We start from the raw sequence: 23,992 nt of genomic DNA on the forward strand, positions 1-23,992 counted from the left end.
AGCAAGTAGCTATAGCCAAGCGTTTATAGGCTATCCTTGCTTTCCAAGCTTTAATTGTAAGCGGTCACGGGGATTATCAATTATTTTTTAATAAGTAAAACAATTTCTAGAGTTCATATTTACTTAATCATATAATGGTAAAAAAAGACCTGGAAATACAGTAATCTACTTTCATAAGGAGCTGAAACAAAAAGCGGAGGTAGATTTAGAAAGGCTCATCATAGAAATGTGCAACTCCTGCCCCAAGAACAAGGCCAACGATTAATGAAGTGGTAGAAAAACTGCAGAGCATATAAAAGCAAAATTTTTAAAACCTTTCTGCATGGCGCCGTGCCATCCATCTAAAACCATTGGAAAGGTCGGTGTCAATTCCTTTCTCTATTAAAACCTTTTCAACCTTATTGATACGGCTTTCCATTTTAGGATTTTTAGAGCATTCACCTATCTGAAACAATAGGTGGCAATAGGCACTAAGGCCTATTTTGCCCGTTTTATTAACATGAGCTCCTTTCTCCAGCAGATATTCCACCATTTCCACATGACCCTGGCAAGCCGCGGCAATTAAGGGTGTCCAGCCTTCATCATCTTCGCTATGGATATTTTCTCCATCCATCAATAGCTTTTCTACCACCGAAAAGTTATTGCTTTCTGCTGCTAAATGAAGAGAGGTGGATTTTTCATTAGCTATATGCGTAGTTGTTAATCTATCTTCCAAAGCTTCTTTAATTTTTTGGTCTTTAGTTCTACACCACATCGAAGCGATTAAGTGGGGATCTATATTTTCTTGCTTTAGATAATCAATGACTGTGGCAAAACGATCGGCGTGACTCCATTTTTTATATTTTATTTTTTCATTTTCAATCCCCTCCAAAATAAATCCTCCGCGTAAAGCCATTTTGGCTAAAGACCAAGAACAAAATCCTCCTCTTTGAAGGGTAGTAGGGATATAATGGTCGTGAATAAGGCCAAGTTCTTTATCCACACCTTTTTCAAAATATGTCCTTAATACATTCGTGTTCAATAATCTATGAATGTATTCAATATTAATCTTAGAAGGATCGCCTATTATATAAACATGTAAGCCTGTTGGTAGGTCTGCGTGAAGTCCTTTATTAAGCTTGATTAGCCGGTTGCCTTTAATGAGAAAACCATAAATGTGACAGGCTCTAGATAAACTAAATAGCAAAGGCAAAAAAATTGTTTTGCCTTGGTGATAGGCATCTAAAAGGATTTGATCCTTTGTATGAGGATCTTTTTCAACTTTTAAGGTCATTTCAATAATAGGAAGAATCATCTCTTGCTCAGGAAGGTCGAGATGCTGTTTAAGCGAAGTATAAAGAGCTTGAAAGGTAATGCGATGATCAGAACCTTCTAACTCAAAAGACTGCCCATTTATTTGGCTTTTACCGACAATACCAAATCGATGAGCCATAAGCTTAATATGGCAGATGGAAGCTAAGTTAGGATTATACTTATAAAGTATATCAAGGGCTTCTTGATTATCTGTGGCTTGGGCTATTCCCCATACGGTTTCTAGCCTTTTTGAGAGTACAATTCCTTTAGCTTTGTATGCATATAAATGCTTTTCTAAAGTGGTATTACTGCGTGCTAGAAGCAATTTAATCAGCCGGCCACATAGAGTACCCTGGACCATGTCGTAAAGTTCAGGATTTTGTAACATCTTGTGGATCTCGGGGGAAATCTCAGATAGGGGAATTTCAGGTGAAATCTTTGATAGAGGATGGGGAGAGAGATTTGGAACTTGCATGAGGTTAAGCCCTTTCTTTAATGTTTTATAAGGCTAATAGCAAAGCTTGCATTATTTAACAATTTAATCAATCCTAAGAAATATTAATGATTTATTGCTAGCAAGTAGCTATAGCCAAGCGTTTATAGGCTATCCTTGCTTTCCAAGCTTTAATTCAAAAAATTATCCGCGGCTAACTATAAGCCCTATATTTATTAATTAAAATAAGAAAATATGTTTTTTAGTTTGATTTTCCTATAAAACTTCATTTTTCTAATTCCTTACCTAGTAGAGAATCCAACCTTGTTGTGTAAATGATCTATTATTTTGTTTGGTTAAATTATAGGTGTTATATCAAGCTTTACCCCCTTTAAGTTAATGCCTAATGTCTTTTAAGGATTTTAAGCTTCTCTATCCTTTTCATAGCTAAAAGTCTTAACCTAGAGCCCCGCTCGCTGAAAAGCTAGCTTCATAGAACGCCAACCTCTACCAAAGTCTTTCTTAAAACGAGACATTACCGTTTCGGTAAGCATCTTCTATATACTCCTAAAGCTTCTTCCCAAGCTGCCTGGCATGATCCTCTTGCCAAAGCGTGGAATGGCTTTCAAAGCACTCCTTTTTTTCTCGCTCTTGCCCATCTCGTAGCTTAGCCTTCCTCTTCACGAGAGAAATTATAAAAGGCTTATACCTCGACTATAAATTGAGCAGCAGAAAGCTTATTTATCATAAACACCATCTCCATAAGCAGCCTTTACATTCTTTGTTAGCTCAATAATCATAGGATTAGCCACCGAATCACTCAACTTACGTGCAGAGGTGTTGGAAAATTATTCGGTAGACCTACTATTTTTGAAAATAGAATAAAGAAATGGGACCAAATCATCTAGGGCATTTATAACGATTATTTTAATCAACTGAAACGCATAAGCGACAGCTACGTCACGATCCAATCTTTTAGATGGTTCGGCTACCCGCTTTCTTAATAACGACCTTCTGAAAATCAAAAGACCTATAGCAAGTTGTTATAAAGCAAGTGCGCTATCTAAAACAAGCCAAAGAGGGAACATTGATTATCGTTAATAAGTACAGAAGTAAAGCTCTATATAAATGAAAGCCTTATTATCGAAAAGCAAATGGCAGGTATTAGTTCATCTTCAAGCCCTATTGGCTATGAGGACCATCCTTTTCCGATAGGATGGGAAGGAGTCGAAAGAGGCATGCATTCTTAAGATCTGAAAATCAAAGAAGAAGAAAAGGTAGCCTTTGCTCCCTAAAAATCAACGGACTAGGACACTTATTTAACAAGTAGCTACCCATCAAGTGAAGCTTAAGTAGGTATTAGCTGATAATCGGTTGGGCACTAAAGATAAGATGGAATTTAAAATAGCTTGTAATGATGAAAGTTTGCTAAAGTAATAAATAAAACAAGGAGGTAAAACATGAAAAAAATATTAGCGTCTCTATCTATATTTTTAAATTGCTCACTGCTAGCTGCGGCTCCTAGTCCTACTAGGCATGAAAATTTCCACTCCTCTCAGACCAGGTACAACAGGCCTGCTTCATCGATCGTCTACTTAAACGCCGATAATTTTCAGCAAATTCTTAGTAATCCTTTACCTATCATTCTAGATGTTTACACCGATTGGTGCGGTCCTTGTAAGCAACTAGCTCCTATTTTTGAGGAATTAAACAAGGAATTAGGTAACCGTTATCTATTTGTTAAGCTCAATGCTGATCAGCAAAAAAATTTATCCGATCATTTCAATATTCAAGCTCTTCCTACCCTTATTTTTATCAGGGACGGCAAAGAGCTCGGTCGATCTTCTGGATTTGTGAATAAAAGCCAACTAGCTTCAATGATCAAAAGCTATTTTGGTCATTAAAATAGCTCATAGGTTCTCCGGTGATTCCTTTTATTAGGAAGGTCGGAGAACTTAAAAAAAAAGCTTTTAAATAAACAAAACTTCGCTTTTAGATAAATGAGCTGGAGAAGTATCAAAAAGAAAAGCTCAACTGAAGGCTCCCTACTAAAAATTCATTTTACAATTCTTCCATCCATCTTTTTAGATAAACCCACTCTTGCCTTGAAATCTGCTGGGATTCTGCCAAGAGCGGAACTGTCTTTAACCAAGCCTGTTTTTCCCACCTAATGGTCGCAGCGCTCTTTTCAGAGTGACAATGAGCATAAAGTTCAAAAGCTTCTTCAGGATAGGCTTTACAGTAATCAATGCTTTCTTGCATAGCTAGCTTAAAAGCGTCTAACCTATTAAAATCATGTCGACTGATAAAGATCAATTCGCTGTAAACAGGGTGACCTAATTGCGTTACTTTAAAACAAGAGTTTTTTATATTTAATGCCTCTAAATGTTCACCTTCAATATTCCAAAAAGCTCCATAAATGACATCGACTTGCCGATTGGCTAAGAGTGTGACAAGATCGAAATTTACATTGATAATTTTCTTGGGAAGTAGATCATTAGCATGCAATAAGCGCTGTAATACTTTTAGATTGTTACCCCCTAAGCTATAACCTATGATTTTGCCGGACAAATCCTTAGGCGAGCTTATTCCCTCTCCTTGGCGGAAAATAAAGCTATTCAATGGTTGGCCCACTAAAACGCCTGCTAATTTCAAACCAGCACCTTTTTGCTGGGCCTGAATAAGATCAGGTAGATAGTAGAGGGCTAAATCTGCTTTTCCTGCTATCACATAAGGTACGCTATCCGCAGGATCATTAAGTTCTATTATCTGCAATTGAATGCCATATTTAGCAAAAATTTTTCTTTGTATGCCTGCATAAATAGGCACATGATTGCTATTGGGAAACCAGTCCAATAATAAACGTAGGACCTGCTTTCCAGGCAATACAGTTTGCATAGGAGAAGGAAAAACTCCTACCATCCATACGAGAGCTAAAAATAAGCCTATTACCCATCCTTTCATCGTTTGATGTCTTTTATAGCGATATTCTGTGTAGGCAATGATACTATAAAACCAGAGGCTAACCATAATCAGGCAAAGAAGAGCTCCGAAAGTGATTTCAAGCTCTGTAGCTCTTCGGCTTTTTAGCATTAATACTCCTAAGCCAGATTGTGCACCAGCCCATTCTCCTGCTATAGCGCCAATTCCCGCGCCTGCAGCTGCAATCCGAAATCCTGCAAAAATATGGGGCAAGGAATAAGGTAGCTGTAATTTGGTAAACGTTTGCCATCTTGTAGCCTGATTGATGTAAAAGTAATCAAGTAAATCCTGAGGGGTGCTCATTAAACCCTGATAGATATTGAGGGTAAGAGGAAAAAAAATCATGAGCGCCGTAGGTAAAATAATAGCCATATCTGACCACCCAAACCATACGATCATGATAGGGGCCAAAGTAAACATAGGAATTGATTGAAGCACGACAAAGAAGGGCTGCAGGACTGTCCTAGCAGATTTATAAAGATACATGATCCAGGCTAAAGGAAAAGCAATGACTGAAGCCAATAAAAAGCCACCCGCCATTTCTCGCAAGGTGACCTTACTATTCCTCACCAGAAGATCTGAACTTTGCCACATCTGCACTACAATCGAAGAAAAGGGAGGTAGAACGAATTGATACTGAATAAAATAGTGGCTTGTTAACTCCCACAAACAACAGAGGATGATTAGCGACAGTCCTGCCACAAGAAAATTCTTTTTCATAAATTTTGCTAATAAAAGGGCAAAAGTCCTTTTTATTGCCCTATAAGCATGCTTAGCTTTTTTATGGAAACTTATTGCTACCTTCAACTGCATATCATAGTTTAGAATTTTTAATGATATAAACACATAATAAGTCCTGCGGCCGCAATTACCCTTAGCGAGGGATAAGAATCTTGTAAGCAATGGAGAAGGAAGGGTATTGATTGTGACGAAGATATATGCATCATGCCCTCTAAAATACGCTCTTTCATTTCTCTATCAGCTTCAGGAAAAGCTTGTAATAAAGTTTCTAAAGCTTTCTCGCTTCTCCCCCATCTTGCCATTATTAAAGCAGCTTGCACCCGCACTTGTACTTCCTCATCATTCAAAAGCTCTTGCACTAGATCTATGGCCGTTTGATCGCCTTCTGAGAGCAAGGTTACTGAAGCCAGAGCAGTAATCCCCCATGTTTTTTCTTTCAAAAAAGATTTAATAGCTTGCTGAGCTTGCGAATCTCTCATGATAGCCAAAACATTTAGAATTTCAAGGCGTGTCATTTGATCTATAATAGCAGGAGAAACATCAGGGTCATCGAAATGCCTTAGCCGATTAGGCACAAGAGCACGCACATGATTTTTTTCATCCCATGACCATTTTTCTTTAAGATGAGTAAGCCCCTGGCATAAAGCCTGGCATGCTTTTCGAATTTCTACACGCTGGCTAATTAAACCCAAAGCTAAGTTTATGCTTACATAAGGATCGGCAGATTTATTAAATTGCTCTTCAATCAAAGGGAAGGCATATTTTCCACACGCTGCAAGGTTTGCCGCTGCTATAATACGCACATCTCTCTTAGGGCTTTCTAACCATTTAATAAAAGCTTCAGGGCCTTTTAGAGAACCATTTAACGTCAATAGCCAAGCGGCTTTTATGCTAACTAGGGGGTCAATATCTTCCAATTTCTTTTCCACTAAAAGCCATAATGATTCTCCTTTAACTTCTTGAATGCGTAGATAACCTATCACCCACAAGCCCGCCTGGCGCACTTCGGCATGAGAATCATGGATTAAAGGTATAATTAAATCGATAGCATCTTTCATATCGCCATGGGCGATCACCTCGCAGGCTAGCAAGCGCAGAGCCGCACGTTTATCTTTTGCTAAACGCGAAACATCTTCTCGGGTAGCCACGCCCCATAAATTGACTAGAGATTCAATAACCACTCTGGTTTCTTCCGCCGTGGTGGTAGTTTTTTGTAATAGATCCAACAATTCTTGCTTGGCTTCTTTTACTTTCATTAAACCGAGCGAACGAATGACTTGCAGTCTTACATTCCAGACTGTTTCTTCACGGAATAAGCGAAGCATTTCCTCTTTAATCTCTTGATCACGGTAATGCGCACTCATTTGAGCAGAAGCACTCCTTAGAGCTGAATTTTTATCTTTTAGTCCTTTTAATAAAATTTTAATACCTTTTGCATCCTGAGAAAAAAAAGCAGAGAGGATGGCCATAAATCGAATGGTAGGCAAAGAGGAAAAAGTAGCATGTTCGATCACCCCCCATGCTAAAGTTTCTATTAAAGCCCGATTATCTTTCTCCTCAGGGAAAATTTCTATGTAATTTTTCCATGTAGCCAACATCTCTTTTTCATCGCCCTGCTTAGCAAGAGCTTTAATATAGACTGCCCCTAATGTTTTACTGTGAGGAAATAAATAAAGACCTTCTTTAGCTTCTTGACTAGCCGATCCAAAGTCTTGAATGCGTAGATGGGCATGAGCCGCTTGGACATATGTTTCTTCATTTCCATAGCCAGCTGCTGAGCAAAGGAAAGCAAGGCTACACCCTATCCAAAAAATTATCTCTCGCATAAACAAAATTTAACTACTTATTATATAATTTAATTAGAAAATCATGTTTGCAAACATTAAGTTGAACATTCCTTGAACATTCTCTGTAAGCGTTAAAAAGCAATTGTTATGTAGCCTCAAGGCTTGCTTTATAGCAGTCACTTTTCGCTTTAGCGCTTAAAAAGCTGTGCATGAAGGGCATAAGGTTTAAGAATTATCACTCCACCTATCATTTCTTTATAATAGCAAAGAAATCCTTTAAGGATGGGCAAAATATCCTGAGGAGTTTCTATGAATATAAAACGAACTACTCTATTTAAAAACCACTTTTCCTTTCAATAAAATAGCTTTTAAACAAGAAACTAGGGTTTTGAACATAAATCTTACATTTTCTATTAATAAAATTTTAATTTCCCTCAAAGGATAAAACTGCAGGAGTAGAATACAGCTTCAGCATCGATGGGCTATTCAAACTCTTAGAGGATAAAATTTATATTCTGCCCGCAGCTCTGCCTAGTCATACCTTTCAAAGAAACTGCGTCTACATAACCAAAAAAGAAATTAGCCTTTTTCTAGGCTGATTCTACCCGTAAAAACAAGCTTTTTACTAAGTATATGATTACATAAAGAGCTGCTCGAAAGCGTATAAGCTAAAAGCTTCATCTATTTATTCGTTTTAAAACATTTTTCATGGAATAAATGAATTAATTCTATCCTAACGTTTCTAACTTACGTCCTCCTATCAAATGAAAATGTAAGTGAAAAACCGTTTGTCCTGCTAAAGACCCATTATTAGTTAATAACCGATAACCCTCAGTCAGATGGTGTGTTTTTGCTAACAGCTGAGCTACTTGTACAATCTCACTAATTAAAGGCAAATCTTCTACTTGGACGGATTGAAGATCAGCAATTTCCTTTTTTGGAATAATTAAAATATGCACGGGTGCGACAGGATGAATATCTTTAAAAGCCAAGATGCGTTCATTCTCAAATACTTTGTCTACCGCAATTTTACCTGCTATAATTTGTGCAAAAACATTGGTTGTCATAATTTTATTGTCTACTTTTTAAGTACATAATTTAAAGCTTTTAAAGCATCGTTGTAAGTTTCCCACACAGAGATAAACCTTCCTTTGTGACAAAAAATGGCTCCTTTTATCCCGCTCACCTCTTTTAATTCCTCTTCTAAGAGCCCGGCCCATTCGCTAGGGAGAGGAGAGCGTACTTTCATTTTATCTTCATAGGTAGGAGGAATGCCTCGCAATTTCCAATGCGGTCCTGCTGGCATAATTACAAATTTTGCAGGATGATTAGCTCCTCCTAATTCAAAAAATAATTCCAACCAAGGAATATTCTTCTCAAACATTAGACAATCGTCTTGCTTCTCCATGGCTCTCGAGACAATTTCCCGGCAGGAGAGAATATAGTTAAATCGATTAAGTATACGATTAAGATATTGATAAGCAAAATCTAGTGCATCAAAAAAAGCTTTATCTTGTGTGGCATCATCGGCATCCTGCTTAATAGGGGTAAAGCTAGAAATAATGTTAGAATAAGTACACAGGCCATAAATTTGAGGATCCCTACCATTATCATGAGCATCCACTCCCAAAATTAGATTTGCATTAAAGCAATCATACTCTTTAGGGGTAATGATATGTTGGTCTTTAAGATAAAGAAGAACCATTCCTGCGCTACTCATGGCTCCTTGATAATCTGCTTGATGATGGTCAAACAACTTATTTTCAGGATCATAGCATCCGCCCACATCACATACATATTCACATTTACTTAAAAGCTGAGGATCCCGTGTGCGTATAATTTGCTCACGGTCGATTAAATTATAGAGAAGTAAAAGGGCACAAGCAGTCACCTCATCGGCATGAAAAGTTCCGCTATGGGTTCCTACACTTCTGGGAAGCTTTTGATTATTCATAAATTAAATTTGCTATCTTGATCTGGTGTAAGGAAAAAATTATGTCACAAGCAAAATTTTTATTAAAACAAAATCCAAGAGCTTGTTTAAACTTTAGCTCAAATAAATTAGCCGTAATTTTTTTCGCGCTATTTTAAAAGGCAAGATAACTTATAAACAAAACTATTCTCTCTTAAAGTTGTCTTTTTACTTTGAAAAAGCTTTCTTTACGCAAAAGCACTGCTTATACTTATAAAATTAACCGCCTAACTATGAGAGATTTAATTCAAAAGAAGAAAGAAAAGGTTGCCATTAAAGATAAAAGGTTAGCACTTTTGTTTCTCTTTGCTTCTCACTTTATTGACAGGCTATAAACACAATATTCACAAAAAATGGTGCTAAAAGTAAAGCATTTATGTAAATTGGCGTACAAAGAACGTACTTAAAAATTTTAGCCTCCTTTCTGCTCTATCTTTCGCGCTCTAAAATTTTTTTAGCATTTGCTCGCAATTTTTTATAGAAGCTGTGACATTGACTAATTTTAGACAGGTTCATATGATCAGCCTTCTGCTAGGAGATGTATGAATAGCCAATTATTTCTCGAAACAAAATATTTAGATTTAGTCACTCCGGATGGCATAATTACACATTTAGGGCCTATCCATGAAAACACTAGAATAGCAACAGTTTTTATTAGTCAAATACCTTCACTCTTTGTTGGATTTGAGATAGATTTAAATCATCTTTTCTTTAATATCAAAAGCACGCTGGCACAATTAGGAGTGAATGGTATAGGCATTGAATATCAATTAGATAAGCAAAATAGCTGTGCTGAAGTTAAAGTTCATCTTTCCGCCTTAGGAAGGGTAGGTGCGGAAATGCTTAAACACATTGAAGTGGGAGCAGCAATTGGTCGCCTTTTTGCTGCGGATGAGCGCCGTCGCGTGCGTGATCCTGATTATCTCTTTCGCATGTTTGGGCGCTCTGATCGATGGGGAAGGCCTCTACTTTCGCTAGGAGGATTACATGGAAGTGATAATTTAATCCTCGATAAAGTAGATGGGCGGACGGTAGCCTACCTATCCTTACTAAAAGGGCGAGGTGGATATGCCTCGACCATTCATGGTTTCCTTCCTACCGTCGCAAAAGCATTAACATCCTCGCTTAGTATGCGGGAAATCTTAAAACTTCACCAAGAATGGGAGCTAGATCAGCCCCGAGAGGTAAACAAAAATGAGCTTTTACTTGTTCGTACTTTACCCTTACATATTAGAACAGTTTTCGGCCATGTAGCCCAAGAACTTCTTTCTACGGAAGTCCAGCACACGACAGCCTCGGTTCTCCAACCTGATACCTATGCTTCAGGTGACATCTATGAGCTGTATGGCAGTAGCCAAAGAGAGATTACCGATATTCCTCTAGAATTTTATACTTTAGAACCTTATCGTGAGCATGTATATTTTTCTGATCGCGATCAATTACAGGCTTGTCTAGAAGATACTAGCGTGCTTTTTGAAGCTTTTAAAACAGCACCTGAGCCTATAGAAAATCGTGCGGCAGTGTTTGTGGTAAAAGGAGAGCAATTTCTCAATCTAAAACCGGAAGCCTGGATTACGCGCACGTCACGTTTTCAAGAATTTCCCAAATGGGGCCATGGAACTAGGAAAGCACTCATGGTCGAACGTTTCATTGAGCAGCAGCCCTCTTATCCCTTTTTAAAAGCTATCGATGATTCTAGTATTACGAGCCAAGGTATCCTCCTTACCCGTTATTTTCCCTCTCCTTTCATGAAGCGTATGCTATTAAGCGATCAAGTGCAAAGATGCCTTAAAGGGATATATTTTCAATATGCCTCCCAATCACATCTAGGCTTTTTCTCTGCAGAAGATCGTGCTCTTTTACATGACCTGGACAAGTTTGCCATCCCTGTGTTTTGGGTAGATGAAACTAGCCATAAGGTTCTACAATTCGTGCAAAAGCCTGGCTATGACTCGGGACTCTTCGTTCCTCTGGGAAAAATCGAAGCTTTTCTAAATTCTACAGTATTCGGCATTTATGGCTCTAACCTACTCGAAGGAAATTTTGAAACTGAGCTAAGAAAACTTCTAAAAGGCGTCATAGAGATGCGCCAAGAAATGAATCATCCTTTGCTAAAAAAAGATACACCTCTTGCTTTAATTACGGGCGGCGGGCCTGGGGCTATGGAGGTAGGAAATCGTGTCGCACAAGAATACCAGATGCTTTCTTGTGCTAATATAGTAGATTTTAGAGCAGGCCCTCAGACAGTGGTCAATGAACAGCGGCAAAATCCTTATATAGACGCTAAAATGACTTATCGCTTAGATAAACTTGTGGAGCGCCAAGCAGAATTTAATCTCGATTTTCCTATCTTTTTAGAAGGTGGAATTGGCACAGATTTTGAATATTCCTTAGAGGAAGTGCGCCGAAAAGTCGGTTCAGTTCCTTCAAATCCTGTGTTGTTATTTGGAGAACCCGCTTATTGGAAGCAAAAAATCACCAGCCGCTTTCAATTAAATTACAACACCGGCACGATCAAGGGCTCTGAGTGGATTACTAATTGCTTTTACTGCATCCAAAATGCCCAACAAGGATTGAAAGTTTATCGCGAATTTTTTCAGAATAAATTAAAAATTGGCAAAACTGGCCCTATTTATGAAGAAGGCTTTTGTATCGTCGAATAAAGGCCTTTCCTCCCAACAATAATGGATTTCGCTAGATTTTTTTAAACAGCGTTGTTTTAGCTCATCTTCTCACTGGCTTAAAAAAGCAGCTTTAAAAAATTAAAACAAATTTTTTAAGAAAAACCAAAAGGAAATAAGAGGAGTAAACAACTTATTTTCCTGTTTTTACTCATAAGCTTGTGTAAGTTAGCTTTTTCTTTTTTTTATCTTTTAAACTTGAATGATTAAGTCTCTTTTTGTTCATCTGAAAAAATGGAAGGATAAAGGGCAATAAGCTCGTGAGGAGGCATTTTTAATAGTCCTTTTTGGCGTAAATTTTTGGCTAGCTCCTCCGAAGGCTCAAGAATAATACGCATTTCTATCAGGCGTACTTCCAAGCATTCTTGGACAGTCATCTCAGGAAAACCTTTCATATATTCTTCTTTTTCTACCTCAGGCATATCAGCTATCACTTGATTTAAACAGCCTACAAAGGGTGTTAAAGAAAATTAGCAGGCCATGAGAAAAAAAAGCTACTAACAAAACGTTGCTGCCGCGCATATAGACCTCCTGGATTGATAACTTGATGACGAGGGGCGCGTATCAATCCAGCAGTTTTATAGTATAACTGTTCTCCCGTATTGATCAGGATATAACCTTTAGGAATATTCACATGCTTCCATTCTCCTTCTTGGGTCATGACTTGTAATCCAGGGACTTTAGAAGAAGGAAATAAAGTTAAGACATTCAGGTCTTTGTGCGCACTCGCCCACACTGCTTGAGGATCATCTTCAGCTTTGGGGGCAGGATAATGAACTAACCGCAATAAATGATTTCCACTCCTAGCAGGCGTAAGGATATTTTCTGATGGTTCATTTAAATACTCAGCTAGATATCCCATGAACAAAGTGGCCAGCTTGGTAAATTGCTGATGGTAAAGAGGCATTATCTCTTGAAACTTTGAGCGATTCGCAGGCCACTCCTTAAAATGGGGAGGGATAGAAAAGGTCTCTTTAAGATCGGGATGGCAAGCTCCTGCAGCTGTCTCTCGCCCTTGGGGAGAAAAGCCTATGGAAGGGTCTTCCTGGCAATCTCTCATTTTATCTTCTAGAGGCTGATTAAAGTATTTTTCCATCTCAAGGTAGGCAGCTTCAATTAAAGGCTGTAGGGCTTCCACCTTAAATGCCACAAACCCTATATTTTTAAGTCCATCGCCAAATTGCTTGATAAGCTCTTTTCTTTTCTCTCCCTGAGCCTGCTCAAAGATACACAGATCAAATAAAGGGATAGGGGCATCATCGATTAAGACTTCCGTATTTACCACTAATCGGGAATCTAAGAATTCGTCGGCTTCACTTTTTTTCGCTAATGAATCCGTAAGGCTACTTTCTTCAGCCACACTTTGCACAACTAAAGAAGGATGAGGTAAATCTACCGGTGGAATGGTAGAGGGATCGCCTTGAAGATGGATGGGAGAGCTCATATTGCCAGCCTTAATAGCTTAAAATTTAGGTTTGTAGTAAAATTTAATAAATAGGCTAATTATTTTTTTCGGTCCTTGTCAACTACTTTTTCTCAACAATCATGCTGATATCCCACATACAGATCCTATTAGTAAGCATCAGTTTTGGCACTTGAGGGTGAAATATGTTAGAATCTGTAAATTAGAAAAGCCGTTCTATTATCTGTCTGAGGTATTTCAAAAATTTTTTTTATTTTTTAACCTTGTTTTTCAATAGCAAAATTGCCTAAAGATAAGTAAACCCTTACTTTCAAGTCTAAAACATGAACATGTTTGCTTATGTTACTTAGTTAATTTACAAGGAACACTAGACCTAGACGAGGGGTAAGCGACCACGAGGTAGACCCAGCTTAAGGGTTTCTGAGAACATCTGCAAAATAAAAAATGCTTGCAAATAGCTGTCTTTTCTATTTATTGGACTTTCTGATTAACATTATTTTCTTAGCATCAAGACCTTAATTAACCCTCCTTTTTGATCGCTTATGACGAAGAAGAGAAATTCATTGAAATTCACTTCTTTACTCATCTAATTTAAATATAGTCTTGTGACCAAAAAAGCCTATTCTCATATTTCTAAAAATAGCCCTATTGTTTATAATTTCTCCTATTCACTCTAGGAAAACTTATATGAAAAAAATTCCTGTAGGCATTTTAGGTGCAACAGGTATGGTTGGCCAGCAATATCTACAATTACTGTCTAAGCACCCCTGGTTCGAAGTGGTTTTCCTAGCTTCATCCAAGCAATCGGCTGGTAAAAGCTATGCAGAAGCAGTTCAGAACCGCTGGCTTCCTAATACGCCTCTTAGCGAAACACACGGAAAGCTTCCCGTCTATTCTATAGAGAATATTGAGCAATGCAAACGAGATTGCAGCCTCGTCTTTTCAGCTGTGGACTCCCCTATTGCTAAGCTATATGAAGAAAGTTATGCGGTGGCTGGCTTGCCGGTTATGTCTAATGCTTCTTATCACCGTAACACTCCTGATGTTCCCATTCTAATCCCGGAAATCAATGCTCATCATCTAGGCATGATTAGAAAACAGCAAAAGAATCGAGGTTGGGGGCAAGGCTGCATTGTTGTCAAACCGAATTGCTCTCTTCAAAGCTATATGATTCCTTTACAACCTTTACATCAAAAGTTTCAGGTTAAAAAACTAATGGTGACTACCCTACAAGCCGTAAGCGGAGCTGGATATCCAGGGGTCCCATCCTATGCTATTCAAGATAATATTATTCCTTATATTGAAGGTGAAGAACAAAAATCTGAAAGTGAGCCTTTAAAAATCTGGGGAAACATTCAAGAGGATAAGATTGTCAATGCTTTAGGTATTTCGCTCTCTGTAACCTGTAATCGCGTTCCAGTATTAGATGGCCATATGGCATGCGTTGCAGTAGAATTTGCTACTAAACCCTCCTTAGAAGATATTTTACAAGCTTGGCAGACTTTTAAAGGGGCCCCTCAGGAGCTTCATCTACCCTCTGCTCCCCTTTGTCCTCTTGTTTATCATGATGAGAAAGATCGGCCTCAGCCGCGTTTAGATAGATTTGAAGGCAATGGAATGTCTGTAGTAGCAGGACGCTTAAGAGAATGCCCTCTTTTCCATTACCGTTTTACAGCTCTTTCTCACAACACGATTCGAGGAGCAGCTGGCGGTGGAATCTTAACTGCCGAGCTAATCTATCAACAAGGTTATATAAAAAGCTGACGATATGATAAAAAGAAACGCTAATCTAGCAAAGCTTAGTAACGGATATTTATTTCCTGAAATCCAGAAACGTAAGCTTAAATTTATTTCTGATCATCCTCAAGCAGAGGTGATCAGCCTAGGAATTGGTGATACAACAGAGCCCATTCCTTCTTCTATTGCCCATGCCATGTCCCAAGAAGCTATAAAATTGGGAACCATTCAAGGTTATAGTGGTTATGGGCCTGAACAAGGACTTAATGAGCTTCGCGAGCGTATTGCTTCCCAACTTTATTTTAATCGCATTTCCTCTTCGGAGGTATTTGTTTCTGATGGTGCCAAGTGCGATATAGGCCGCCTTCAGATGCTTTTAGGAAAACATGTATCGGTAGCTATTCAAGATCCAGCTTATCCTGTTTATGTAGATGGCAGTATTATCCAAGGAGTAAGTAATATTGTTTACATGCCTTGTACTCCTGAGAATAATTTTTTTCCCGACTTAGAAAGAACGCCTCGCACAGACATCATTTACTTTTGTTCCCCCAATAACCCTACAGGAGCTGTAGCTACAAAAGATCAATTAACCAGATTAGTTGACTTTGCAAAAAGCAATCAAACGATTATCTTATTTGATTCTGCCTATGCCAACTTTATACAAGACTCTTCTTTACCCAAATCTATCTTTGAAATCCCAGGCGCAAAAGAAGTGGCCATCGAAGTAAGCTCTTTTTCTAAGCTTGCAGGCTTCACTGGGGTACGCCTTGGCTGGACCATCATTCCGCAAGCCTTAAAATATGAAGATGGGACCCCAGTAAATGTAGATTGGCAACGCCTGACTACTACTATTTTCAATGGAGCCTCTAATATAGCTCAGCGCGGTGGGATGGCCGTTCTTGAAGATAGAGGTCTCCAAGAAGTGAAAAAAACCTGCCAGTTTTACCTGGAAAATGCTCAACTAATCAAAACAGCTCTTGAGCAGCAAGGGTGGGAAGTGTATGGCGGGACTAACGCCCCTTACCTGTGGGTACGGTTTAAAAATCGCAAATCTTGGGAGGTTTTTCAAGCTTTACTTGAAAACTATCATATCATTACCACACCTGGCTCAGGCTTTGGCCCCTCAGGAGAAGGATTTATACGTTTTACAGCTTTTGGAGCACGCAATAATATTATGTTAGCTATAGATAGATTAAAAAAGCCGTTTGTATGCTAAATGAGTCTCTTTTGTATCTTTAAAGTTAGCAAAACATTGCGCCTCTTTATTCATAGCGGGTTTGGACCAGCTTATTTAAGAGAATGGGTGGCAAGGCCGTATGCTAGCCTTTCTCTGCGATAGGAATAAAATACTTTTTATATTACTGCTCTCTTTGCCTTTAGCCTGGAGCAAGCTATACTTGCTTTTTTATTTAATATTTTTAGCAAATAAGTTATAGATAATATTTCATTTTTCCTTAAATTTCTCGCCATCCATGGACTCAGGCTAGCCCTTCCTCCCAGTAGTTTCCTTCCAGCATTTGCACTCCTATCTGCTCTTACAGCAAGCTTAAGAGAATCATGCCTATATTTTATTACCCTCTTATACGATCCTTTAAACAGCAGGACTTTAGAAAAAAAAGAGACAATGAAAGAGCATAAATATTGCTTGACTTAATAGCTTATTAACAACTATCCTTGCTTTTATGAAAAATCTTATCTTATCTTGTTTGGTTTCTACTGAACTATTTTTATCGAGTGTCTCAGTGGTGCGCTGCGCGCACATCTAACTTTTCCTATCTATCTTTATTGTCGATCGAAAAAAATAATAAAAAATCATATCCCTTTAATTTTTTCATAGAGGGACCATTTTATAGGGAGCTAAAACGGTGAGAATATCTCTTCATCTTAAAACTATAGCGACAGGCCTTGCGATGTTTTCCATGTTTTTCGGCGCAGGCAATGTGATCTTTCCGCTTGCTATCGGCCATTATGCTCAAGACAAAACATTTTTCGCTATTTTAGGTTTACTAATCACGGCTGTGCTTGTACCTTTTGGGGGATTATTCGCCATGCTCCTTTTCGAGGGAGATCATAAACGTTATTTTGCAGTTTTAGGAAAGTTTCCAGGGTTTTTAATAGCTTTGTTTATCATTACCTTGCTAGGCCCCTTAGGTTCACTGCCCCGTTGCATTGCTCTAGCCTCCTCTACAATAAAAATGTCTGTAGGAGATTTCTCTCCTGTAGCATTTAACGCGCTTGCCTGTGGGCTTATCTTTTTCTTTACTTATCAAAAAAGATATATCATGGAATGGTTAGGATGGGTTTTAACACCTCTATTGTTAGGGTCTTTAGCCTATATTATTGTTAAAGGTTTGCTAACTGCTGAAATGTCTTCCTTATCCCCTCAAAAGCAGCACTCTTTAACAGTGTTTTTAGAAGGGCTAAAAGAAGGTTATAATACCATGGATTTGCTTGCAGCTTTGTTCTTTTCTTCCATCATTTTTAATTCCTTAAAAAACACTCTTACCTTTTATCCTCAAGAAAATCTAGTGAAAATTGGCTTAAAATCTTGTACGCTAGGTGCTTTTCTCTTAGCCATTACTTATATAGGCTTTAGTTATGTTGCCTCTTTTCATAGCGCCACACTAAAAGTAGAAAGCGTCGAGCAGCTATTGGGAGTCATTACGATGAAGATAATAGGCCCTTCGGCAGGCATTTGGGTATGCTCAACCATTGCGTTGGCTTGCCTGACTACCGCCATTGCTCTCTCGAATGCATTTGCAGACTTTATTAGCCATACAGTTTTTCAGAACAGAATTAGCTACAAAACAGCATTAATAGGTACCCTTCTTGCTACATTCATTGTAGCCAATCTGCAATTCGCAGGCATTTCTGCTTTTCTAATTCCTATTCTAAAGGTATGTTATCCTTTTCTTATGCTTCTAACGGCCTATAATATTGTAACACAGATATTTGCAAGAAAGACACTAAGCATAGCTCAAACAAAAGATTAGCCTATATCAAAGGAAGTGATTGGATAGGAAGACAACCTAACGCCGCTTCACATCCTACTCTAAGCTTACAAGTCCACTCATCAATTTTTTGGGCGATTAAGCTAGGCAGAGGGCTTTCAGGAATCATAAGCACATGTTATTATTTCATCGATTAAATTTAAAAAATTTCAAGAAACGATTCCTTAAGCCTTCTGTGTAAAGCTTTATAAGCCAGGAGTTTGATGAATAATCTTTAGACGCTTTTTAAGTAAACAGTAAACAAGGAGCCACTCCCTTACATTTTATTCTGTTAACGTATGAGCAAAAATGTTTCATTTGTGATTAACCGTTAAAAAATTTAAATCTATAAGAGCATTTTATAAAGTTTTTGCCTTTCATGCTTAATTTAAAATTTGATGAGATTGGATATAAAGGGAATGAGGTACTATGCATAAGATGCCATTTAAGCAACAATGTAAGCGGCCACAGGGCAAGCCGAGCTTCAGATGGAATTCGGCGGGCCTCTGCAAAGCCAAAAATGCTTGTAAATAGCTCTTTTTCCTATTTACTGCATTTCCTGATCTACATTATCTTCTGAGCATCAAGATTTTAAGCATTTTTATCCCCCTTGACCGCTTACGCAACAACGCCTTAAGGTAGGCCACTATTTTTTTATCTATTTAAAAGAAACAAATGTATCGTATATAAAAAATCATTTATTAATAAGTTTAACTATTATATCATTTATACAACAATAAGTTAACTATTAAGTAACAAGAGAATAATAAATGGCTAGCGTAACTTTAGCAAATTTTCAATTAATCAATAGTTGGAAACCAGCTTTTAACAGCGTACAATGGAGGGAGGGGGGTCCAAAATATTTAATTGATGCAAGTACAGGCCAAAAATATTGGAATGAGCCTAAAAATTCTGTTAGATTTAAATGTTTTCTACTAATTCTGGGTACGCCTTATCGTTCATTCGCTTGCCTCTTTAGTAAATACAGCTTATCGAGTTGCGAAATTAGCTTCTTTTTCCCACTTCTGGACAGGCAAACAAACAGAAAACTCCTATTCCTTTCCAGGAAGATTGAAAGATGCTGGGCAAGATTTATTAAGAGTTGTAATGACCCCTGTTGCTTTGGTTGGCCTGGAATTAGCGGCCATATATGGAATATTTACTCCTTATAATGGTAGAAAACTATATGCAAGTATTGAAAGGGCGCAGTATGGAAAATTCACACTAGCTCCATGCTTTCAACCAGGGCCTACTTGCCATGCTTCTGGAGGAAATCCTCAAAAGCGAGATGCATTTTAAAATTATATAGAGAGATAGGCACACGCAGGAGCAATTGATTACATGCAGAGATGTAAGTTTGAATGCTTTAGTTAGCCAATCGACCCATTTTACCTTTTCTTTTAGGAAATAAAGCCTTGTTTGTTTTGACTAGCACCTCTATAGCTTTAGAAAACTTTATGTTCTGTTAGAAATGCTAATTTGAATTTAAGGGCTAACATACAGCGTGTTTTGGCGCCCTCAATAATATGCTTAAAAGGCTACCTTACCTTCCCCTTATTTTATCTTACCAAGCTGTCTTATCATGCATCTAAAAAATTGGTATGAAACAAATTATTTAAGATAGCCAGAGAAGAAAAAGAGGGGTAAGTACGAGAGATAGCAGCTCTAGTCATTCATTAAGTTTTGAATAGAAAACTATAAAAGCTCGCGATGAAGTAGCTTACAGCAAAGGAGGCAATCCTTTTAGGTATAAAAAAACACACGATGGCAAGCAATTATTATAGCATTAAGGAAAGATTGTCAAAGGCACTATCCTTTACCCCAAGGCTTTCTTCCTTGGTAAGCATTTACAATTTATTTAACGGAGAAAATCTATTCTTTCGTTAGAGAAAAAATCACTTCTTATTTTAAGAAGAAGCTTTCAGAGGAGGCTACTCAGGAAAAGCCCTGATTCTACAGCTACCTGTAGAGATAACCTTTCCGTTAAAATAGTAGAAAATCGGGGGTTCAAAGGTTATGATGAACTCATCGGGAGCAAAGAACGTAATTATCAGGGATATTTTAAGATTCTCTTACGTAGAGGGCACTCTTCATTAATAGCTAATCCTTCAATATGGCGTGAATAAATCCATAGAATTACTAATTAAAAGGCTTATAAGTTAGAGGGGGAAGGGTAATTCCATAGGCAAGCTAGCTCTTGAGGAGCCTCCAAATGAACAGGTTGTTCAGGAATGGCAGGAGGAGTGGACATCATTAAATTTACTTTGTCTATAGCTGCTATGAATAAATTTTGAAGAAAAGCAAAAACTTTATCGGCCCAAGAAACTAATGTTTGGAATGCTTCAGGAAAGTATAAAGCGATGACGTAAAACAATAAACCAAAGAAAATAAAATATAAAATAAATTTCATGCACTCGCTCCCTACTTGATCCTATAAACGCTTTTCGAAAAACTGATTATAAAGTGACTTTTGATTATAAAACAACCTAAAAGCCTACCACCCTAACTATTATTTTAATGCAAACAGCAAGCTTAACGACCTGCATAGACAGTTTCTAATTAATTTTTTCTACCACCCATTAAATTTTAGAGCCTCCCTCTACAACAATTAAAATTCATCGACTTTTAAAAAGAAATAAACTTAAATGGTCGGTAGCTCATTTGCTATTTACCATTCTATCTAAGGAGGCCACATGCTAAAAAAGCTAATCACCCTTCTATTTCTCTCTGTAGCTTTTAACAAGCTAACCATTCAAGCTGAAGACATTCCTTCACAGTTTTATATTAGACAACATTGGATTTCTCTTACCCATACCTTCGATATTCTCTCAAAAGATCAACCAATGGGGATTGTGCACCGCAAGCATATGAAAGAAGGAGCTTCTCATTATTTGTTTTACGATGTCCATGATAAATTACAAGCAAAAGCTTATATGAGTTTTTTCAATTGGGGAGCCAGCCTTGACATTTATGATGAAGACGAACAATTATTAGGAAAAGTAGAGGAAAAAATTGTTCACTTTTTCCCTATTTTCGAGCTATATCGGGCAGATGGCTATCATGCGGCTACAGCAAAAATCAATCTTTGCGGCACTAAATATACAGTTATCGACCCTGCTACCCATCAAGTGTTTGCCTATCTATGGAGGCATTTTTTTAGCTTAAAAGATGATTGGACGGTGGAGCTTCTAGATCCTACTTTGTTCCGCGAACAGGCTATCGATTATCGCCTGCTTATACTGATGCTAACTTTCCAAATTGATCATTATCATTGGCAAAACATGAATCCCAATAGGTCTCTATAATTTTTTTTTACCTATTGATCTTCTTAAGTTTTTTTCTCCGCTTTTCTGTTTGATTAAGCCTGCCTTACAAATTATCAAACAGAAGGGGAGAAAAAAAGTATCAGATCCTCTAACCTAAAAGCTTAGTGTTAAAAAACACCTTCGGATAACCTTTAAAGGATTATATACGCGGCAAAAGAATATAGAGAGGGAAAATTTTGGCTAGCTTCTTTAATGAATTAGCAATTTAAATAGCTTTCATGTACGCCAAAGAGGAGTTTTTTGCTATTCTTTCTTTACTTATTGCCAGCTATTTCTTAATTTGAATATAAACGTCCGCCTTACCCCAGGTAAAAGGTGCTGAAAAACGTTTCATAATTTCGAAGATAGGCTCCTCGGTATAGTCAGTTAAAGGATAGCTGACCGTGATAATGCGTGTGCCTGAGGCTAGCTGTTTTAGCTGCTCAATTAACCTTTTGATGGTTTGATCCTCTAAGCAAGTACCATATAGATAGATGACAGAAGCTTTAGTGAGATCTGCTAATAAAAAATCTTCTTGCTTAAATTCTAAACGGGTAATTTTTAATTTATGCTGAATACGCTTAGCGCGAAGAATGAAATCAGGGACCATATCTAAACCTACCACACGGCACCCTGTAAACTTTTGTAGCCAAAAGCAGGTACGGCCACGCCCACACCCTAATTCAATGACAAGATCCTGGGAATGAATACGCGCTTCTTTAGAAATTTTTTCCAAGGTGGTTAGAGGAGTTTCTCCATAAATGTATTCCTCGCTATCTGAACGACAAGAAAAATAGCGACGACTGACTGTAAAGGGATTATCAAAAAGATACATAAGAAGAAGTGAGCTATCCACCACAGCGTAGGAAAGCTTGCGATAATAGCGATAGATGACCTTTGAATATTCTCGAAGATTTTTTACCTTTACTACTAAATTGATGCTAAGCAAAGTAAGATACTCTTTCACATCTTTTCCTTCAATTTTAGGCATAATTTTTCTTCCTTAAGGCATCTTTAAGTTTGTAAATTTAGAAGCTGTGACCACTTATCAAAGTTTGTTTTTCCTTTAAGTAATGAAAGCATACACTAAGCGAGCAAAGAGAAAAAAGATTAAAGTGGATAACACATCATTGAAAGCTGTGACGATAGGTCCTGAAGCAACGGCAGGATCGATGCCAAACCGCACAAAGAAGAAGGGCGAAAAAGAGCCTAGCATTGTGGCCGCTAAGCAGGCCCCAAATACTCCACAGGAAACTGTAATCCCTAAGGATAAAGGATCAGCTTGAAGATGGTGCACGCCAAAATAATTAAGCAGATAGACTACAGTTCCACAAATTAAACCAAATACTAATCCAATCAGTAAGCCGATAGCAAGCTCGCGGCTAATAGCCTCACCTTTATACCCCGGAGAAATATCCCCTGTTGACAATCCCCTTACGAGGATCGTGCTGCACTGAATTCCTACATTTCCCGACATACCCGTAATAAGAGGCACAAAAAAAGGTAGCAAAGCAAACCAAGAACGATCATAAAAGTGAGACATGACCCCGGTAGAGACTAGACCTGCACATAGAGTCACCATCAACCAAGGAGCTCTTCCTAGAAACCTTTTTAAAATAGGTTCATATTCACTATAATCTTCGGCCGTACCAGCAATATTAGCAATCGTTTCATCAGCGATATCTTCCATGGCCTCTACTACACTTTCATAAGTAATCACCCCTCTTAAATGCTCATTTTCATCCACCACAGGCAAGGCAGGAATTTTATAGCGCTCGACGACATCTACTACTTCATCACGCGAAACATCTACAGTGACTTTCTGCAAAATTGGACGCATGATTTGGCGCAAAGGCAGATAATGAGGATTTACAATAAGATTTCGACCCGGTACATAAGCCACCAGCTGGCCCTCATCATTCAAAACAAAAATTCGGCGTGTCAACTCTATCCCGGGATTATCACGAATATAAGCGGACACTTCCCCTATAGTGGTATTCATATGGAAAGCAAAAAACTCGTCTGTCATTAAGCGACCTGCACTATGTCGGTCATGCTTTTGAAGCTCTTTAATGCGTTGCGCTTTTTTGGGTTCTAAAAGATCAAAGACTCTTCTCATTCTTCGATCAGACATATCGTCTAAGATCCAGACTGCTTCGTCAGGAGGCATTTTCTCTATCAAACTTTTAATTTCGCTATCGTCAATCTGCCGAAAGATGGCAGAACGGGTAGAGCTGCTTGTATTGATCATGAAGATAATTTTGGCATTCAAATCTGGCAGATTTTCATAGACAATTACACGCGCCTGAGGAGGCAAGCGGGTTACGGCGTGGGCCATATCGATGGGATCATGCTGACTAGCAATTTTAGCTACATCATGCAAAACAATATCAGAAGTATGCTGATGAAAAGCATCTTCAAGCTTTTCATTTAATACATCATCGAGATGGCTTCTTTTTGAGTCTAATAAGCTAAAAGTATAGCCATGTTCTTCGTCATTATCTTCTTTTTTATTATGAATTGTAGCTTCCAAGACGCCTCCACATCGAATCTCCGAGAGAAGTTATTAGCTTTAGGGTTATTCAGTTTAAAGGCTAGATAGTAATTTAAACAACATAAAACGCTCCCTAGTTTTGCAAAAAATACTT

16 protein-coding genes are annotated in these 23,992 nt (G+C 38.0%); 6 read left to right on the forward strand and 10 right to left on the reverse strand.

Annotated features, from left to right (window positions below):
- Positions 1 to 307: 307 nt before the first annotated feature.
- Complete coding sequence (locus NEOC95_RS08210) at positions 308 to 1,768, reverse strand: ankyrin repeat domain-containing protein (RefSeq protein ID WP_213152462.1); 1,461 nt, start codon at positions 1,766 to 1,768, stop codon at positions 308 to 310.
- Positions 1,769 to 3,186: 1,418 nt separating this feature from the next.
- On the opposite strand from NEOC95_RS08210, the gene trxA reads away from it, so the two are divergent.
- On the forward strand, positions 3,187 to 3,630 hold the full coding sequence (gene trxA / locus NEOC95_RS08215; RefSeq protein ID WP_213152463.1) for a thioredoxin: 444 nt from the start codon (positions 3,187 to 3,189) through the stop codon (positions 3,628 to 3,630).
- 157 nt (positions 3,631 to 3,787) lie between these two features.
- Here trxA and NEOC95_RS08220 read toward each other — a convergent pair whose 3' ends face one another.
- The 4 genes from NEOC95_RS08220 to NEOC95_RS08235 form a co-directional block, all read right to left on the reverse strand.
- Positions 3,788 to 5,428 (reverse strand): ABC transporter substrate-binding protein, encoded by a 1,641-nt coding sequence (locus NEOC95_RS08220; RefSeq protein WP_213152464.1) that lies wholly within the window; start codon positions 5,426 to 5,428, stop codon positions 3,788 to 3,790.
- Between the two features lie 110 nt (positions 5,429 to 5,538).
- The gene (locus NEOC95_RS08225) at positions 5,539 to 7,275 is read right to left on the reverse strand and encodes a HEAT repeat domain-containing protein (protein WP_213152465.1); all 1,737 of its coding nucleotides are present in this window, start codon (positions 7,273 to 7,275) and stop codon (positions 5,539 to 5,541) included.
- Positions 7,276 to 7,964: 689 nt separating this feature from the next.
- Positions 7,965 to 8,303, reverse strand: a complete 339-nt coding sequence (locus NEOC95_RS08230) for an HIT domain-containing protein (RefSeq protein WP_213152466.1) — start codon at positions 8,301 to 8,303, stop codon at positions 7,965 to 7,967.
- Positions 8,304 to 8,314: 11 nt separating this feature from the next.
- On the reverse strand, positions 8,315 to 9,190 hold the full coding sequence (locus NEOC95_RS08235; RefSeq protein ID WP_166155189.1) for an MYG1 family protein: 876 nt from the start codon (positions 9,188 to 9,190) through the stop codon (positions 8,315 to 8,317).
- A 560-nt stretch (positions 9,191 to 9,750) separates the two neighbouring features.
- Here NEOC95_RS08235 and NEOC95_RS08240 point away from each other — a divergent pair.
- The gene (locus tag NEOC95_RS08240) at positions 9,751 to 11,871 is read left to right on the forward strand and encodes an LOG family protein (protein WP_213152467.1); all 2,121 of its coding nucleotides are present in this window, start codon (positions 9,751 to 9,753) and stop codon (positions 11,869 to 11,871) included.
- Positions 11,872 to 12,095: 224 nt separating this feature from the next.
- On the opposite strand, the gene NEOC95_RS08245 is transcribed toward NEOC95_RS08240, so the two are convergent.
- Entirely contained in the window at positions 12,096 to 12,311 is a 216-nt protein-coding gene (locus tag NEOC95_RS08245) for a hypothetical protein (protein WP_213152468.1), read from the reverse strand.
- A gap of 38 nt (positions 12,312 to 12,349) precedes the next feature.
- Positions 12,350 to 13,333 (reverse strand): 2-oxoglutarate and iron-dependent oxygenase domain-containing protein, encoded by a 984-nt coding sequence (locus NEOC95_RS08250; RefSeq protein ID WP_213152469.1) that lies wholly within the window; start codon positions 13,331 to 13,333, stop codon positions 12,350 to 12,352.
- 666 nt (positions 13,334 to 13,999) lie between these two features.
- Between NEOC95_RS08250 and asd the strand changes: the two genes are divergently transcribed.
- From asd to NEOC95_RS08265, 3 genes are all read left to right on the forward strand, one after another.
- Positions 14,000 to 15,076: an aspartate-semialdehyde dehydrogenase gene (gene asd / locus NEOC95_RS08255; protein WP_213152470.1), complete on the forward strand. Its 1,077-nt coding sequence runs from the start codon at positions 14,000 to 14,002 to the stop codon at positions 15,074 to 15,076.
- A gap of 4 nt (positions 15,077 to 15,080) precedes the next feature.
- Positions 15,081 to 16,265: an LL-diaminopimelate aminotransferase gene (locus NEOC95_RS08260; protein WP_213152471.1), complete on the forward strand. Its 1,185-nt coding sequence runs from the start codon at positions 15,081 to 15,083 to the stop codon at positions 16,263 to 16,265.
- Positions 16,266 to 16,914: 649 nt separating this feature from the next.
- Complete coding sequence (locus NEOC95_RS08265; protein WP_213152472.1) at positions 16,915 to 18,042, forward strand: branched-chain amino acid transport system II carrier protein; 1,128 nt, start codon at positions 16,915 to 16,917, stop codon at positions 18,040 to 18,042.
- 2,149 nt (positions 18,043 to 20,191) lie between these two features.
- Here the strand turns inward: NEOC95_RS08265 and NEOC95_RS08270 are convergent.
- Positions 20,192 to 20,449 carry a hypothetical protein gene (locus NEOC95_RS08270; protein WP_166155483.1) on the reverse strand — a complete coding sequence of 86 codons (258 nt, stop codon included), beginning with the start codon at positions 20,447 to 20,449 and terminating at the stop codon, positions 20,192 to 20,194.
- Between the two features lie 283 nt (positions 20,450 to 20,732).
- Here NEOC95_RS08270 and NEOC95_RS08275 point away from each other — a divergent pair, with 283 nt between their 5' ends.
- Complete coding sequence (locus NEOC95_RS08275) at positions 20,733 to 21,344, forward strand: LURP-one-related/scramblase family protein (protein ID WP_213152473.1); 612 nt, start codon at positions 20,733 to 20,735, stop codon at positions 21,342 to 21,344.
- A gap of 289 nt (positions 21,345 to 21,633) precedes the next feature.
- Here the strand turns inward: NEOC95_RS08275 and NEOC95_RS08280 are convergent, their stop codons facing one another.
- Together NEOC95_RS08280 and NEOC95_RS08285 are read right to left on the reverse strand one after the other, a co-directional pair.
- Entirely contained in the window at positions 21,634 to 22,335 is a 702-nt protein-coding gene (locus NEOC95_RS08280) for a methyltransferase domain-containing protein (RefSeq protein WP_213152474.1), read from the reverse strand.
- A 75-nt stretch (positions 22,336 to 22,410) separates the two neighbouring features.
- Positions 22,411 to 23,865 carry a magnesium transporter gene (locus NEOC95_RS08285; RefSeq protein WP_166155550.1) on the reverse strand — a complete coding sequence of 485 codons (1,455 nt, stop codon included), beginning with the start codon at positions 23,863 to 23,865 and terminating at the stop codon, positions 22,411 to 22,413.
- Positions 23,866 to 23,992 lie beyond the last annotated feature (127 nt).

Source organism: Neochlamydia sp. AcF95 (assembly GCF_018342455.1).
In the GTDB taxonomy this organism is placed as follows: domain Bacteria; phylum Chlamydiota; class Chlamydiia; order Chlamydiales; family Parachlamydiaceae; genus Neochlamydia.